Source organism: Pantoea sp. BR_17 (genome assembly GCF_041955125.1).
Classification (GTDB): domain Bacteria; phylum Pseudomonadota; class Gammaproteobacteria; order Enterobacterales; family Enterobacteriaceae; genus Pantoea; species Pantoea stewartii.
Map to the genome: position 1 here is coordinate 34,324 of NZ_JAVAXT010000003.1, position 16,588 is coordinate 50,911.

13 protein-coding genes are annotated in these 16,588 nt (G+C 53.2%); 4 read left to right on the top strand and 9 right to left on the bottom strand.

Features of this window, described 5'->3' with window-relative positions; translation table 11 throughout:
- Positions 1-192 precede the first annotated feature (192 nt).
- Genes pqiC through rlmKL form a run of 5 tightly spaced genes read right to left on the bottom strand, consistent with a single transcriptional unit; the run spans position 193 to position 7,734 of the window.
- Positions 193-777: a membrane integrity-associated transporter subunit PqiC gene (pqiC, locus tag RAC60_RS06330; protein ID WP_033737612.1), complete on the bottom strand. Its 585-nt coding sequence runs from the start codon at positions 775-777 to the stop codon at positions 193-195.
- Positions 774-2,417 carry an intermembrane transport protein PqiB gene (gene pqiB, locus RAC60_RS06335; protein ID WP_375093034.1) on the bottom strand — a complete coding sequence of 548 codons (1,644 nt, stop codon included), beginning with the start codon at positions 2,415-2,417 and terminating at the stop codon, positions 774-776. The genes pqiC and pqiB overlap by 4 nt, the downstream gene beginning before the upstream one ends.
- Positions 2,404-3,672 (bottom strand): membrane integrity-associated transporter subunit PqiA, encoded by a 1,269-nt coding sequence (gene pqiA / locus RAC60_RS06340; RefSeq protein ID WP_006118659.1) that lies wholly within the window; start codon positions 3,670-3,672, stop codon positions 2,404-2,406. Before pqiA ends, pqiB begins: the two co-directional genes overlap by 14 nt.
- A gap of 16 nt (positions 3,673-3,688) precedes the next feature.
- Complete coding sequence (locus RAC60_RS06345; RefSeq protein WP_172912324.1) at positions 3,689-5,614, bottom strand: ABC transporter ATP-binding protein; 1,926 nt, start codon at positions 5,612-5,614, stop codon at positions 3,689-3,691.
- A gap of 5 nt (positions 5,615-5,619) precedes the next feature.
- A complete protein-coding gene (rlmKL, locus tag RAC60_RS06350) occupies positions 5,620-7,734 on the bottom strand; it encodes a bifunctional 23S rRNA (guanine(2069)-N(7))-methyltransferase RlmK/23S rRNA (guanine(2445)-N(2))-methyltransferase RlmL (protein WP_375093036.1) in 2,115 nt (704 codons plus the stop codon).
- A 108-nt stretch (positions 7,735-7,842) separates the two neighbouring features.
- Here rlmKL and RAC60_RS06355 point away from each other — a divergent pair, with 108 nt between their 5' ends.
- Positions 7,843-8,952: a YcbX family protein gene (locus RAC60_RS06355; RefSeq protein ID WP_375093037.1), complete on the top strand. Its 1,110-nt coding sequence runs from the start codon at positions 7,843-7,845 to the stop codon at positions 8,950-8,952.
- A gap of 1 nt (position 8,953) precedes the next feature.
- On the opposite strand, the gene RAC60_RS06360 is transcribed toward RAC60_RS06355, so the two are convergent.
- The 4 genes from RAC60_RS06360 to RAC60_RS06375 form a co-directional block, all read right to left on the bottom strand.
- Positions 8,954-9,496 carry a cell division protein ZapC gene (locus RAC60_RS06360; protein ID WP_006118654.1) on the bottom strand — a complete coding sequence of 181 codons (543 nt, stop codon included), beginning with the start codon at positions 9,494-9,496 and terminating at the stop codon, positions 8,954-8,956.
- A 142-nt stretch (positions 9,497-9,638) separates the two neighbouring features.
- Positions 9,639-10,649 carry a quinone-dependent dihydroorotate dehydrogenase gene (pyrD, locus tag RAC60_RS06365; RefSeq protein WP_375093039.1) on the bottom strand — a complete coding sequence of 337 codons (1,011 nt, stop codon included), beginning with the start codon at positions 10,647-10,649 and terminating at the stop codon, positions 9,639-9,641.
- Positions 10,650-10,783: 134 nt separating this feature from the next.
- Complete coding sequence (locus RAC60_RS06370; protein ID WP_039341264.1) at positions 10,784-12,085, bottom strand: flippase; 1,302 nt, start codon at positions 12,083-12,085, stop codon at positions 10,784-10,786.
- 83 nt (positions 12,086-12,168) lie between these two features.
- Positions 12,169-13,149 (bottom strand): glycosyltransferase family 2 protein, encoded by a 981-nt coding sequence (locus RAC60_RS06375; RefSeq protein ID WP_205952852.1) that lies wholly within the window; start codon positions 13,147-13,149, stop codon positions 12,169-12,171.
- Between the two features lie 755 nt (positions 13,150-13,904).
- Between RAC60_RS06375 and ssuE the strand changes: the two genes are divergently transcribed.
- The 3 genes from ssuE to ssuD are packed head-to-tail and all read left to right on the top strand — an operon-like array spanning position 13,905 to position 16,578.
- Complete coding sequence (gene ssuE, locus RAC60_RS06380) at positions 13,905-14,456, top strand: NADPH-dependent FMN reductase (RefSeq protein ID WP_039341268.1); 552 nt, start codon at positions 13,905-13,907, stop codon at positions 14,454-14,456.
- Positions 14,457-14,465: 9 nt separating this feature from the next.
- Complete coding sequence (locus tag RAC60_RS06385) at positions 14,466-15,419, top strand: sulfonate ABC transporter substrate-binding protein (protein ID WP_006118649.1); 954 nt, start codon at positions 14,466-14,468, stop codon at positions 15,417-15,419.
- 10 nt (positions 15,420-15,429) lie between these two features.
- Entirely contained in the window at positions 15,430-16,578 is a 1,149-nt protein-coding gene (ssuD, locus tag RAC60_RS06390; protein ID WP_058702715.1) for an FMNH2-dependent alkanesulfonate monooxygenase, read from the top strand.
- Positions 16,579-16,588 lie beyond the last annotated feature (10 nt).

Sequence of the window (16,588 nt, forward strand, 5' to 3'; positions counted from 1 at the left end):
AGCCACCCTTTTGTTTTACTCGCTATGTATGAAAAGATCAATGCGCAATATTCACGCCAGTGTCACAAATATGACCTGCTCCAGACATATACTTTCTGTTTCACCCTATGAAACTGTGACGATATCCGTATGATTTATAAAGAAAGCCTGGAAAACGTCAGAAAAATTATATGTGCTGAAACAACACGTTAACTAAAGCCCTGTTGCGGTTGACTCTGCCGTGGTTGCACCGCGTGCAATCTGCTGTGCGATTTGCTGCCAGCCCTGTGCCAGCGTTTTAACCAGCGAATCATAGCCATCTTCCCGCTGCGGTAGCACCAGATTAAAAGCCTGCTTTGTGAAGCGCCCCTGATGTTCCAGTGTCCACTGACCGCTGATTACCGCTTTGCCATCATAACGGCCCTGGAAATCATTCACCGTTACGCTCAGCGTATCGTGCTCCTGACCGATAAGCGTCTGGGTAACCAGACGGCCGGGTAACGCTTTCGTCAGATTAGTGATCAACGTTTGTTGCAATTGCTGATCGAGCGGGCTGGCCCACAGATTATTAGCGGCAATGACATATTTTACGTCGCTGGTCTGATAGACCAGCCCATTGCCCGCCAGATAGTCGGGGACCGTAATTTGCTGCACCCATAATGTCGGCTGCGCATTCGCCTCGCTGCTTATCACCTGCATTGAGGCTGCCCCCGAGGGCAGCTGATAATAGGTAGTATTGACCGTACTGCTACAGGCACTCAGTGCGAGAGCGGCAAAAAGCATTAATCCTTTTTTCATTGTTTCGCCCTCTTTGGCTGGGGATCCTGTCCCGGTTTGGCCTCAAACACTAACGCATTACTTTTCGCATTTAACGTTTTTAACACGGGCTGAAGTTCACGCAGCACCTGATCAAGCCGTTGCATATCGCCCACCAGCTTGCTGTAAGCCGGGGAGCCTGGCTGTAACCCTTTCATGCTACGGTTCAGCTCACGAAGCGTCTGCTGCGTTTCTTCTGGCAAGGTCTTCATCGCCGGACTGCTGGTCACCACATTGATGTTATCAATAGTACGCTGCAGATCCCTGAGCGTCTTCTGGCTCTCTTTCAGTGTGCCCGTGGCTTCCGTCACCATGTTGTTCAGCGGTAAACTGTTAATCTTATCCAGCGCCGCCATCAGTTTTTGCTGGATCTGACTGAGGCCGCCGCTTACTGTTGGAATCACTTCGTATCCCGCGACTTTATCCGGACCGGTATACGGCGGTGCGTTATTATAGAAGTCGATATCCACATACAGCGCACCGGACAGCAAATTGCCCGTTTTCAACGTTGCGCGCAGGCCACGTTTCTTACCATCCTGCAAATGCTGCTCAAGATCGAAGTTTTGCCCTAAACGGTTAATAAAGCGATCGGGTTCAATACGAATCAACACCGGCACGCGATAATCATTATTTAACGCCTGAGCGGTGCCCGCATTCATGAACGGCACTTCGGCAACGGTACCCAGACGAATGCCGCGGAATTCAACCGGCGCGCCCACCTGCAAGCCACGAATCGAATCCGAGAAGAACATCAGATAGTCGATATGATTGGTATACAGCGAATCCTGAATACTGCGTTGATCGTCGAACAAATGATATTCAGCCTGATTCTGCGCCGCTTTGCCTAAATCCCACCCGTCCGGGACGTCAAAACTCACTCCGCCGCTAAACAGCGTGGTCAGGGATCCCATTTCGACACGCATCCCTGAGGCCGACATATCGACCGCGATGCCGCTGTCTTTCCAGAAGCGCACATTGGTCGTCACCAGGCGATCGTAAGGCGCGGCGATAAACAGCTGATAGGTCATCAGGCGTTTATCCGTGTCGAACGTGCTGGTTTCAACGGTGCCGACACGGAAACCGCGGAACAGAACCGGATCGCCCGGATTCAGTTGACCTGCTTTATTACTGTCGAGCGTAATCCGGATACCTTTGGCATCCGGCGGGGCAAGCGGCGGTGAATCCATCAGGGTGTACTGCTCCAGAGGCGCTTTTTTGGTGCCGGGCTGCAGCTCAATATAGGCCCCGGAAAGTAACGTGCCCAGACCGGTGATCCCTTCACGGCCCACCTGCGGTTTAACTACCCAGAAGACGCTGTCGCTGTGCAACAGTTTTTCCATACCGGCATTCAGTCGGGCTTTAATTTCCACATGATGAAGATCGTCTGTCAGCACCGCACTTTCCACCACGCCAACGTTCACGCTGCGACTTTTAATCGTGGTTTTGCCCGCTTCGATCCCTTCTGCACTCTCGGTGATCAGGATCACTTCGGGCCCCTGATGGCTGAAGTGATAAAACAGAATCCAGCCGCCTATTAATAACGTGACAATAGGGACGATCCATACCGGTGACCAGCGCTTGATCTGGTCCACTTTGGCATAACCGTGATTATTTTCCGTCAAGATGCGGCTCCTTCATGTTTTTCTCACCAGCACGATCCCAGGTTAAGCGCGGGTCAAACGTCATTGCCGCAATCATGGTCAGAATCACCACCAACGCAAACAACACCGCTCCCCATGCCGGATAAATTTTCATTAATTGCCCCATGCGCACCAGCGCAGAGAGCACGGCAATCACAAAGACGTCAATCATTGACCAGCGCCCCACAAACTCAACGACTTCATAAATCCGGTGCATTTTGTGGCTGTCGCGCTGCCCTCGCCCACTGGCATCCCAGCACAGCCAGCCAATCGCCAGCATTTTCAGAGACGGCACCATAATACTGGCGATGAAAATCACCAGCGCGACCGGATAAGAGCCATCGCCCCACAGCAAAATGACGCCAGCCATGATGTTGGACGGCATCGCGGAGCCCAGGGTTTCCGTAATCATGATGGGCAGCAGATTGGCCGGCACGTAGAGCATAACGGAGGTGATCAGCAGTGCCATGGTCCACTGCAGGCTGTGCTTACGTCGGGCATGGGCAACTACGCCACAACGGGGGCATTCCTGCTGCGCCACGGGCAAGATCGCCGTACAGCAAGGACAGGAGCGCAGCCCCTGCCTGAGTCCGCTAATGCCGGGCTGTGGCGCATGCGGCAAAGGCGGCGGTGCCTCAATTTGCAGCCAGAGCCAGCGACGGTCCAGGCACTGAAACGCCCGCAGTTGTAAAAGACAAAACAGACACCAGGGCCAGAAACTGGTTTCAAGGCTGATTTCGCCATAGGCCATGAGCTTCACAAAACTTACCAGCACACCGGCCATAAAAATTTCGGCCATGCCCCAGCTCCGCATATGAAACAGAATACGCGCCAGCCCCAGTTTCAGGCTAAGGGGCATCTTGACCTGGTTGACCAGCAGGACCAGCGTGACCATGCAAAACGCCGGAATCGCCTGAACAAACAGCAGAAACAGGGTGGCCAGGCTGGCATAGTCATCGGCCACCATGACACCAGGAATTTGCATCAGGCTAATCTGGCTGGAGAGCCCAGCCACTTTCATGGTGATAAACGGGAACAGATTGGCCAGGACTAACATAAACAGTGCCGCCAGCGCATAGCCGGTGGGACGTTTGCGTGGCTCTGACCAGTTGACTGTCAGGGACGTGTGGCAGCGCGGGCATGACGCGCGGCTGCCAACAGGGATATCCGGCAGTTTGACCATCAGGTCGCATTGTGGACAAAGCATCCACGCACTGGTTTTGTCTGCAGAACACATTCCCTGACCCTTATCGCTAGCCGCCGTTTTTCATTGATTCCAGTTCTTCCCAACGCGCAAACGCGGTTTCCAGCTGCGCTTCCACCTGAGCCAGTTCATCCAGCACCGGCTGCGTTTTATCGTGCGGCTGGCTGAAGAAATCCGGGTGGCTCATGCTTGCCTGCAGTTCGCCGATACGCGCCTCTAACTGTTCCAGTTTTTGCGGTAACTGCTCCAGCTCACGCGTCAGGTTATAGCTTAGTTTGTTCGCGCTGCGTTTGGCAGATTCATTTTTCGGTTCAGCAGACTGAGCGGCACGATTTGCCTCTTTCGCTTTCGCGGTCACCTGCGTTTTTTGCTGCTTATAGGCCGCACGCTGCTGTTGGGCATCGTGATAACCCCCGACGAAGGTGCCAATCTCACCATTGCCTTCAAAGATCCAGCACTCCGTCACGGTGTTATCCACAAACTGGCGATCGTGGCTGACCAGCAGCACGGTGCCCTGATAGCCGTCGATAAGCTCTTCCAACAGTTCCAGTGTTTCCACATCAAGGTCGTTGGTCGGTTCATCGAGAATCATCAGGTTACTTGGGCGCAGAAACAAACGCGCCAGCAGCAGGCGGTTACGTTCTCCACCGGACAGCGCTCTGACAGGTGTCATCGCCCGCTTGGGATGGAACAGGAAGTCCTGCAGATAACCCAGCACATGGCGGGGCTTACCGTTCACCAGTACTTCCTGCTTCCCTTCGGCGAGGTTATCCATCACCGTTTTGTCGGGATCGAGTTCTGCACGATGCTGATCGAAATAGGCCACTTCAAGCTTGGTGCCGGAATGCACGCGGCCATGGTCGGCCTTAAGCTGTTGCAGCATCAGGCGCAGTAAGGTGGTTTTGCCACAGCCATTTGGGCCAATCAGGGCAATCTTGTCGCCGCGCTGAACCTGCGCCGAGAAATCGTTAACCAGTTGCTTGCCGTCTACCGCGTAATCGACATTCTCCAGCTCAAAGACAATTTTGCCGGAACGGGACGCTTCGCCGACCTGCATATTGGCTTTACCCATCACCTCACGGCGCTCTGAGCGCTCGCGACGCAGGGCTTTTAACGCGCGGACGCGGCCTTCATTACGGGTACGGCGCGCCTTAATCCCCTGACGTATCCACACTTCTTCCTGTGCCAGCTTGCGATCAAACTCGGCGTTTTGCATTTCTTCAACGCGCAAGGCTTCTTCTTTGCCTTCCAGATAGGCGTCGTAGTTACCCGGCCACGAAACCAGTTTGCCACGATCCAGATCCACGATACGGGTGGCCATATTGCGAATAAACGAACGGTCATGAGAGATAAACACGATGCTGCCGCTGAAACTTTTCAGGAAGGTTTCCAGCCAGTCAATCGTTTCAATATCCAGGTGGTTCGTTGGCTCATCCAGCATCAGTACGCGTGGATTACTGACCAGCGCGCGTCCGAGCGCGGCTTTACGTAACCAGCCGCCCGATAACGACGACAGCTCCGTATCCGGCGACAGGCCAATCTGCTGCAACACGTCATTGATGCGACTTTCCAGTTGCCACAGATTGTGGTGATCCAGAATGCCCTGCAAGCGTGCCATTTCATTGAGGTTCTTGTCGCTCGGATCCTCCATGACCTGATGGGAAATCGCGTGGTAAGCTTTCAGATGCTCCGCCTGTTCCTGCACGCCTTCTGCCACAAAGTCGTAAACCGAGCCGGTAATATTTCGCGGCGGATCCTGTTGCAGACGTGCGACGACCAGATCGGTCTCATAAATGATGCGGCCATCATCCAGCGGTTGCTCGCCGTTGATGATTTTCATCAATGTGGATTTACCCGCACCGTTACGACCAACCAGACACACGCGCTCATTCTCTTCGATGTGCAGCTCGGTGTTATCTAACAGCGGCGCATCGCTGAAGGAGAGATAAGCGCCGTGGATACTAATTAATGACATGTAGCTTATTCCTTACCGGCATGTGTAATCAGCCAGCAGTTGTGAATTTGGCGATTACGCGCAAAATCCTGTGACAGGGTTTTCTGTGTGATGTCCTGCGCCTGGAGGCCTAATGCCTTAAGGCCGTCCAGATCCATTTTGAAACCACGTTTGTTATTCGAGAACATGATGGTGCCGCCTTTGCGCAGCAGACGCTTCAGATTGCGCATCAGCATCATATGGTCGCGTTGCACATCGAAACTCTCTTCCATACGTTTAGAGTTTGAGAACGTAGGCGGATCGATAAAGATCAGATCGAAATTTTCATCAGTTTCATTCAGCCAGCGCAGGCAGTCCGCATGCAATAAGCGATGCTGACGGCCTGTCAGGCCATTCAGCCGCAGGTTCCGTTCCGCCCATTCCAGATAGGTGCGCGACATATCCACTGTGGTCGTAGAACGCGCGCCGCCCAGGCCCGCATGGACGCTGGCGGTGCCGGTGTAGGCAAACAAATTCAGGAAATCTTTGCCCTGGCTCATCTGGCCCAGCATTTTGCGCGCAATACGGTGATCGAGGAACAACCCGGTGTCCAGGTAATCGGTCAGATTCACCAGGAAGCGGGCATTGAATTCCTGCACCTCGAAATAATCGCCCTTCTCGCTCAGTTTCTGATACTGCGCTTTGCCCTTTTGGCGTTCGCGGGTTTTCAGGATGAGGCGGCTGGACGGCAGCTCCAGCACGCTGAGCGTCGCGCTGATAACATCGAACAGGCGCTGACGGGCTTTATTTGCGTCGATAGTTTTCGGTGGCGCATATTCCTGTACCACTACCCAGTCCGCATAGCGATCCACCGCCACGTTGTAGTCAGGCAGATCGGCATCATAAATGCGATAGCACTCAATCCCTTCCTGGCGCGCCCATTTATCGAGCTTCTTCAGGTTTTTACGCAAGCGGTTAGCATAATCTTCGGCAATCTGGCTGGCGCGCTCACCACTGGCGGCAGATAACTGATAATTTTTCTGTACGCAGTCCAGTGGTCCGTTTTTCGCCTTGAACTGTCGATCGGCGCGCAGTTGCAGGCAACTGAGCAGCTCGGGTGAGGCGCTGAACAGCGATAAGTTCCAGCCCGCAAAATGCTGCTTCATCAGCCGCCCCAACTGACTGTGCAGGGCAATAAGCGCAGGCTCGCTTTCCAGACGCTCACCGTACGGTGGGTTACTCAGTACCGTGCCCGTTACGCCGTTCTCAAGCGGATTGTTCAGCTTCAGCAGGTCCTGTTGCCCAAAGGTGAACAACTCGAAAACGCCTGCGCGGCGGGCGTTGGCTTTCGCCCATTCCAGCACACGGCCATTATTATCGAAACCATAAAAACGTGCCTGACAGGCCGCCGTGCCCGCACGGGCCCGCGCCTGCGCATCGCGTTTAACGTCCAGCCACAGGCTTTCGTTAAAGCCGGCCCAGGCCGTAAAGCCCCACTGGCTCCGGAGTAAACCTGGCGCACGATCGCAGGCCATCAGTGCCGCTTCAATCAGCAGCGTACCGGAACCACACATCGGGTCGATGAGCGGCGTAGTCGTTTGCCAGCCTGAACGCATCACAATGGCTGCGGCCAGGTTCTCTTTCAACGGCGCCTGACCGGTTTGCTGGCGATAACCACGCTGGTGTAACGCGCTGCCGCTGAGGTCCAGTGCAATGCTGGCGCGATCGTCGTCGAGCCAGACGTTAATGCGGATATCCGCCTGTTCACGATCCACATCAGGCCGTGGCAGATTGCGGCGGGTAAAGCTGTCAACAATCGCGTCTTTGACACGCAACGCGCCAAACTGACTGTTACGGATTGCCTCGTTAGTCCCGTTAAAATGCACCACAAAGGTTTTATCGCTGCCAAAGGTAGCAGGCCAGTCAATGCCCTGCACACCAAGATAAAGATCGAGATCGCTGTACACGCCCACCTCCGTCAGCGGAAGCAGAATGCGCGACGCCAGACGGCTCCACATCAGGCTTTGATACATGACGCGATCGTCAGCTTTGAAGTGAACGCCTCCCTGTACCACTTGCAGGTCCTGCGCGCCCAGCGCGTCCAGCTCATTTTTTAACAGCTCTTCGAGCCCACGCGCCGTGCTGGCAAACAGAGAATTCATATCGTCACTTTTTACTCTTGAGAAAATTGTTGCGCATTATAGCGAATCGCAGACCTATGTCATAAAGTTAGCTTCTTTTGTCTTGCGCGCCTGCTTCAGGAGACTGTCATGATTACGCTTTCCCGCTTGTTTATTCATCCTGTTAAATCAATGCGGGGGTTGCAGGTTTCCCATGCCTGGGCTGCCAACAGCGGATTGACCTTCGATCGCATTTTTATGGTGACCGAACCCGATGGCACTTTTATTACTGCGCGCCAGTTCCCGGAAATGGTGCAGTTTATGCCCGCCGTCACCCCTGAGGGATTATTTTTACAGGCGCCCGACGGCAGTCAGTCGCTGATTCGCTTCGCCGATTTTACGCAAACGGAAGCGCCAACAGAGGTATGGGGAAACACCTTTACCGCCCGTATCGCGCCCGAGGCGATCAACCAGTGGCTGAGTGCCTTTTTCCCAAGACCGGTCCAACTGCGCTGGACTGGACCACAGCCGTCACGCCGCGTGAAGCGCTTCACCGAGGTGCCGCTGGGGTTTGCCGATGGCTATCCTTATCTGTTAGTGAATAATGCCTCTCTGCGGGATCTGCAGCAGCGCTGTCCGGCCAGCGTGCGCGTTGAGCAATTTCGTCCTAACCTGGTGGTCAGCGGTGCGCCTGCCTGGGATGAAGACAACTGGGCGGAGATTACGGTAGGTCAGGTACATTTTGCCGTCCCTAAGCCCTGCGGTCGTTGCGTGTTCACTACGGTTAGCGTTGAAAATGGCCAGAAACATCCTGACGGACAACCTCTCGCCACACTTCAGGGCTTTCGCACCGCACAGGACGGCAGTGGTGACATTGATTTTGGCCTGAACCTTATTGCGCTAAACAGCGGGATTATTCGTGTCGGTGATGACGTCAAGGTCGTCAAACGCCAGCCGCCACGCGCCTATGGTGCGGGAGAGGTTGTGGAAACCCTCAAGCCGCAGCAGCAATCCCCCAATGCGGTGACGATTTCGTATCAGGGCCAGACATTCAGCGGCGATAACCAGCAAATTTTGCTTGAGCAGCTCGAAGCCCAGGGGTTCCGCATTCCCTACTCGTGTCGGGCAGGTTTGTGTGGCAGTTGCAAAATCACCCTGGTGGCGGGAAAAGTGAAGCCCTTAAAACAGAGTGCCATCCGTGAGGATGGCACAATATTGAGTTGCAGTTGTATTCCTGCCGGGGATATTGATGTGAAGTAAGTTACACCGCGCGTGCATAACGCGTGGTTTTTTCCTGCTGATGCGGTTGAAGACGGTCGTTCATCACTTTAATCGCATCCCCTAACACCATTCCTTTGCCCGCCAGCGTTAACGCGGGCTGCGCCAGCAGGCAGAGCGCGGCGTTATCGCCATTTTCAACCACCAGCAAACGTGCCTGCTCGCCATTCTCGGCCAGCGTGACCTCAACCATCTCGCCGACCGCAGGTTGCATTGGCTGGCGATGTGCGGAGAAATGCCAGCTTTTGGGCATCAGGGGTTTTAGAAAGCGGGCGGCCACCAGCGCATTTAACACCAGTTCGGCGCGCTGATTACTGCTTAACGGGCTCTGGCGGCACTTCTCTTCAAAGGTGAAATAGAGCGCGGCGTCATCAACACAAAATCCGGATTCCGTGAAAGCATCCGGTGTCAGCATTTTGCGTGCATAGCGGGAACGAAAAAGCATACCGTCAGCCAGATCGAGCATCATCCGGTCGTGCTCGGCGTCATAATACCAACGCCAGTTGTCATCGGGTTTAATTTTCATCGTGTGCCCTGTATTTACCGCTGTGCTAAAGGCAAAATATCTGTCGAAGAATAATGAATGCTGAAAAATCGTGCAACAGGACAAAATATAAACGAGCCGGAGAGAGAAATAAACCCCCCGGCGCATTAATAGAGCGATTCTCTTAGATGTGGGTCACGATATCTTTAATTAAGCCCGGACCTTTATAAATAAAACCAGAATAAATTTGAACGAGCGTGGCGCCGGCAGCGATTTTTTCTCGTGCCGCGGTCAGCGAATCAATTCCGCCCACGCCAATAATGGGCAAACGCCCCTGCAGCTCTTGTGACAGACGCTGAATGACGGCGGTGCTGCGCGACTGAACCGGACGTCCACTTAATCCCCCGGCTTCCTCGCTATATTTCAGTCCATTCACCAGGGTACGATCCAGTGTGGTATTTGTGGCAATGACGCCATCAATTTGGTGGCGAACTAAACTGTCAGCCACCTGGATCAACTCGTCTTCAGAAAGATCCGGCGCGATCTTTACAGCGACAGGCACATATTTGAGATGCCGCTTTTCCAGTTCTTTTTGTTTTGCTTTGATGGAACTGAGCAGATCGTCAAGCGCCTCACCATATTGCAGAGAACGTAAACCTGGCGTATTCGGTGACGAAATATTGATGGCAATATAACCGGCATGGGCATAAATTTTCTCCATGCACAGCAGATAATCGTCTTTGCCCTGCTCCACTGGCGTATCTTTATTTTTGCCAATATTGATGCCCAGCACGCCCTTGAATCGGGATTTTTTGACATTTTCCACCAGATTATCCACGCCGAGATTATTGAATCCCATGCGGTTAATAATCCCTTCGGCTTCAACTAAGCGAAACATGCGCGGCTTATCGTTACCTGGCTGAGCCCGTGGCGTGACCGTTCCCACTTCAACAAAACCAAATCCCATTGCGCCAAACGCATCAATGCACTCGGCATTTTTATCCAGCCCGGCCGCAAGGCCCAGCGCATTATCAAACGTCAGCCCCATACAGGTCACGGGGCGCGAGGGTAAACGCTGGCGGATAAGGGCTTCCAGCGACGTGCCGCTCATAAAGCGTAACTGCTGAAAGGTGAGATGGTGCGCGCGCTCAGGATCGAGCCTGAATAACGCCGGTCGGACGATTGAGTAAAACATGCACTCTCCTGGAAGACGGAAGCGACGGTGGAAATCAGTGCACAGGAAATTGTGCGCCAGAATGGTAAGGTGCTCTGGCGCAAAAGTAAATCGTGGGGCGTTAAGCGAGGAAACTGTTTGACGCAGATTTGATCTTACACAACGGAATCGTTTGCCGTGCGCGAATTCATCCTGTCCGGAAACGCATAGTCACGCCAGATATTGTGGCGAACCATAATGCCAAAAATACCGATACAGACCAGCACTTCCGCCAGCACCATTGACCATGCTGCGCCGATCGCGCCAAATTTCCACGCCAGCAAACAGCAAACAGGTACGTTGACGACGCCCGCGACCATCATCACCATCATGCGCTGACGCGCCAGCCCGTGCGGAATCAGAATCTGCAGTCCGGCGGGATAGGCGATATTACCGAACAGGAAGCACAGCACAAAGACGCGGAGAACATCGGCTGACGGCAGGAAGTCTTTGCCTAACAGCAATGACACCACCTGATCGGCAAACAGCCAGGTAAAGATCACAATAGACAGACTGAGGCCAAAAGACAGCATCAGGCTTTTACGTGTGGCAGCAACCGCAGCCGCTTTATCGCGACCAAACAGATGGCTGACGCGCGGGAAAAACGCGCTGCCAATCTGCTCCGGTACAGAATTCGCGGCTTTGCGCAGCCTGTCCGCACCGTTGTAGATCCCCACCATGTAGTGGGAGGTAAAGCTGGCGAGAATCACGACGTTTACGCTGTTAAACAGGTTAGCACCGGCAATGGCGATAAACACATCTGCACTGTCGGTAATGCGCTGTTTGATCTCTTTCGGTTCGAAGCGATACGCGCCAATCACCTTCATTTCCAGCACAAACTTCAGCGTAATAATGGCGTTAATAATGGATACCGCGCCCGGTATCAGCGCCGCCAGCCAGGTATCGTCCGGTGTTTTCACCAGTAAAAACGTCAGCGGGATGGCACAAAAGTTGCCAAAGGTGGCGATCATCGCCGTTTTACCCAGCTTCTCAAAACCCTGCATCAGCCAGCCAAAGGAAAACAGTGAACCGACTAATGTGGTGCAGTTAGCCAGAATAATAAAAAACAATGAATGCCAGGACGGATTAAACCAGGTCGCCGTGAGCAATGTGCCGCTGGTCAGCAGCAGCAGCATCAGTTTGGCATTGAATGTTGACCAGAAGAGTTGCGTCACGCGCGCCTTGTCATCACGGTGGTGGGCAATGTCTTTAGTCGTAAAAACATTGAACCCCCAGTCAGAAATCGTACTGCAGTAAAGTACGCAGGCGATGGCCAACGCCAGAATCCCCATATGATCGACACCCAGCACGCGCGCCAGGTAGGGTAAGGTTGCCAGCGGAAACAGGAAAGAAGCTCCCCGGTACGCCAGCAAAGATAAGATATTGACTACTAAACTTTTATCGAGCACTTTTGCCATGTCGCAACAACCTTATACACATTGCATGCCTCACCTTCTCATTTCGCTCAGGTGCAAACAATATCACTTGCCATTTTTCGGAATTACGGAACGCGTTTGAGTTCTTTTTTCACTTTATGGCTTTGCAATAAAATGAAGGTTTCCGGACTGTTGAACAGCAGCCACTCTTTCAGACTGCTGGCTTTAACTCTGCGCCCGAAATAACGAATCGCATTAAGCACATAGTCAGGAACGGGCGTCTGGTTGTAGAGCGACAAATAAATCATCAACCGGAAGGAATGAAACAGGTAGGCTTTTTCTAAATCCTTTTTCAATTCACTTTTATGCAGTGAACGGCACAATGTGTTGAAGGTTGTAATAAATGCATTGTAGCGTTGAATAAAAAAGGTCGGGTTTTTGCTACTGTTGGTCAGTGAGCCGCCACGGATGCGCTGTTTGTAATAGGTTTGACGGCTTACCCAGACCTGATTGCATTTCATAAACACCGATAACGTAAAATTATGGTCTTCATGAACACGATCGATAAAACGTAACTGATGCTGCTGGATGACGCTTTTTTTCACGACATAATTCCAGGCGGCGGAAGTATACGAACCGTTTTGTAACAATCCCAACAGGACATCCTGCGGGCGCTGAATGCCAAACAGGCCGTGCCTGACTTTCGGCCACGTAATTTCCGGTTTGTCTTCACGGTAAGCACTGGAATTAAAACAAAACAAATCCGTATCCGGATAATGCTCAATGACCTGAGCCAGTTCGCTGACAAGGCCGTCCACCACCACATCATCAGGATCGCAGAAAAAAACAAAGTGTCCTTTAGCGGTCTCTACGCCTTTGTCGCGCGCATTGCCTGCTCCTCCATTCGGAATCGTGATCACCTTGACCTGGGGCAGGTGCGCATAATGCTGTTCAATTAACGCCACTGTCCCGTCAGTCGAACTGTCGTTAACAATGATAATTTCATTCGGCGCGCGAATTTGACTTACCAGGGAGTCAACGCATTCAACAATATATTTCTCAACGTTGTACGTTGGAATAATGACCGATAACAGGATGTCAGACATACATGATTTCTCTGCTGTTAGAAAATGAAAAATAAAATCCACCAGCCTGAGACAGGCACTGACTAAGGGCGAATAGTTATATTTAAAATAACAGGCGCTTACATTGAGCAGCGTTATTTTAATGCCTGGTGCCGCAAAATGCCTGCCTCAATATCGTGCGGAGGCAGCACAGGCAAAAACCATCGTAAGAAAAACTAAAGTTTAATCACTTACCTTTCGTCACTTTGTTGAGAAATCATTTAATAAATACATCAGTCCCCTTTTCACTTTCGCCCTGCCGCCTGTAACCAGTTGTGAAATTCCATTAAAATTTTTATAAATGCTGGCCCTGTTTATTGATACTTTTGTGGACCCTGTCTTAAACTCAGGCTTACGGCATCACAAAATCCCGTTGAAACATCGAATCTTTTTCGCTTTTTCCATTTTGATAACCCACAGTCAGAGAAGACCATTCTTTTCTTTCATGGATTTATTTCAATATTGCGATATTCAAGTAACCAAATGTACGAAATCCATCCGCCACAGAGAATTCATTCATCCTGATTAATGTATCCCGTTGCGTACCAGGCCGTTTTTAAGATTTGTCGTAGCGGTTTTCTCCTGGATTCCAGATGCCACGCCTTATCTTCCTTTTGCGGTTTTCACCTTTAGATTGTCAGAAAAATCATTTAAGCCCTGCCGTGGCCTCTGCCAGGATGAAAGCCTGAGTTCTCAACAACAGATAATCAATAACTTTCAGTTATAAGGAGTAGTGAATGCGAGTGCTTACCCTGGCAGGCAGTCCACGGTTCCCTTCACGGTCCACCTCGTTACTGGCGCTGTGCCAGCACAAACTGGAAGCGCGCGGCGTGGAAGTTATTCCGTGGAATATTCATAACTTTCAGCCGGAAGACCTTATTAACGCCCGCTTTGATTCCCCGGCGATTCTGGCGCTGAGTGAGGATTTGTCTGCCGCCGATGGTCTGGTGATTGCTACGCCCGTTTACAAGGCGTCTTTCTCGGGTGCGCTGAAAACGGTGCTGGATCTGTTGCCCGAACGCGCACTGGCCCACAAAGTCGTGCTGCCGCTTGCCAGTGGTGGCAGCGCAGGCCACATGCTGGCGCTGGATTACGCGCTCAAGCCCGTTTTAAACGCGCTGAAAGCGGAAGAAGTGCTTCATGGGGTTTATGCCGAAGATAAACAGATCACGCATTACGATCGTCAGCCAGAACTGGATCCCCTTCTGGCCACCCGCCTGGATGAGGCGGTGGATTCTTTCTCACTGGCATTGTCACGCCGTCATCAACCGGTTGCCTGGGCAGTATAAGGATTAAGCATGAAACGGATAGTAAGCGCGTGGTTACTGGCAGGGATGTTGATAACGGGAACTCAGGTTTATGCTGCTGAGCCAGCCCCCGAACAGGTGCGTATCGGCTACCAGAAAGGATCGGTCAGTATGGTGCTGGCAAAAGCTCACCGGTTACTGGAAACGCGTTTCCCTCAGACCAAAATACAGTGGGTTGAATTTCCAGCCGGGCCGCAAATGCTGGAAGCCCTGAACGTTAACAGTATTGATATTGCCAGTACCGGCGATATTCCGCCCATTTTTGCCCAGGCGGCGGGGGCAGATTTACTCTATATCGGCTCGGAGCCGCCTAAGCCCAAAGCCGAGGTGATTCTGGTCAGCCAGGACAGCCCGCTGAAATCGGTGGCCGACCTGAAGGGCAAAAAAGTGGCCTTTCAGAAAGGCTCCAGCTCGCACAACCTGTTACTGCGCGCACTGGAGGAGGCCGGCCTGTCAATCAAAGATATACAGCCGGTTTATCTTACGCCTGCCGATGCCCGCGCTGCCTTCCAGCAGGGTAACGTTGATGCCTGGGCGATATGGGATCCCTATTATTCCGCAGTGCTGCTTCAGGGGCACGTTCGCGTTTTAAAAGACGGTACCACACTCAATCAGACCGGTCCGTTCTACCTTGCGACGCGCGCATTCGCCCAGAACCATAATGACTTTGTCTTAGCAACGCTCAAAACCTTTAGCGATGCGGAAGCGCTGACGCGCAGCGAACGTGACCAGAGCATTCATCTGCTTGCCACCTCCATTGGCCTGCCTGAGGCGGTCATTGCCAGTAATCTGGATCATCGTCCCCCTAGCCCGGTCAGTCCGGTCAGCGCGCACACTGTTGCGTTACAACAGAAAACCGCCGATCTGTTTTATGCCAATCACCTGATTCCCGTGAAAGTATCAATTGCCGATCGCATCTGGCATCCCCGTAGCGTGACGCAATAAGGAGAGAAAAATGAGTGTTTCCGTATTCTGGTTCCTGCCCACCCATGGTGACGGTCACTACCTTGGCACGGCCGAAGGTGCGCGCCCGGTCGATCATGCGTATCTGCAGCAGGTCGCGCAGGCAGCCGATCGCCTGGGTTTTGGTGGCGTGCTAATCCCGACCGGCCGCTCGTGTGAAGATGCCTGGCTGGTGGCCGCCTCATTAATTCCGGTCACTCAGCGCCTGCGTTTTCTGGTTGCCCTGCGCCCTGGCGTGATTTCACCGACTCAGGCCGCCCGCCAGGCCGCGACGCTCGATCGTCTGTCTAACGGACGTGCACTGTTTAATCTGGTAACGGGCGGCGATCCCGAAGAGCTGGCAGGTGATGGCGTTTTCCTCGACCATCGTGAACGCTATGCCGAATCGGCCGAGTTCACCCGCGTCTGGCGCCGGGTGCTGGAAGGTGAAACAGTGGACTACGAGGGCAAGCATGTGCATGTGCGCGGGGCGCGCCTGATGTTTAAGCCGGTGCAGCAGCCTCGTCCACCGCTGTGGTTTGGCGGGTCATCAGAGCCCGCTCAGGATCTGGCCGCTGAACAGGTTGATGTGTACCTCACCTGGGGCGAGCCGCCTGAACTGGTAAAAGAAAAAATTGAACAGGTACGCGCTAAAGCCGCTGCTCAGGGCCGCCAGGTTCGTTTTGGTATCCGCCTGCATGTCATCGTCCGTGAAACCAATGAAGAAGCCTGGCAGGCCGCCGACAAACTGATTGCTAACGTCGATGACGCCACTATTGCCAGAGCGCAAAGCGCTTTCCAGCGTACCGATTCCGTTGGGCAGCAACGCATGGCCGCCCTGCACGGAGGTCGCCGTGACAAACTGGAGATTAGCCCCAATCTCTGGGCTGGCGTTGGGCTGGTTCGCAGCGGTGCCGGTACCGCGCTGGTGGGCGATGCCCCAACCGTAGCGGCGCGAATGAAAGAGTACGAAGCGCTGGGCATTGAAACCTTTATTCTTTCCGGCTATCCGCACCTGGAAGAAGCCTATCGCGTGGGCGAGCTGCTGTTTTCCCATCTGGATCTGAAGATACCTGAAGTGCCTCAACCTCGGGTCGTTCAGGCGCACGGTGAAGCAGTTGCGAACGATTTTACCCCCGAGAAAAAAGCCGCACGGGCCTGAGGAGATCGCC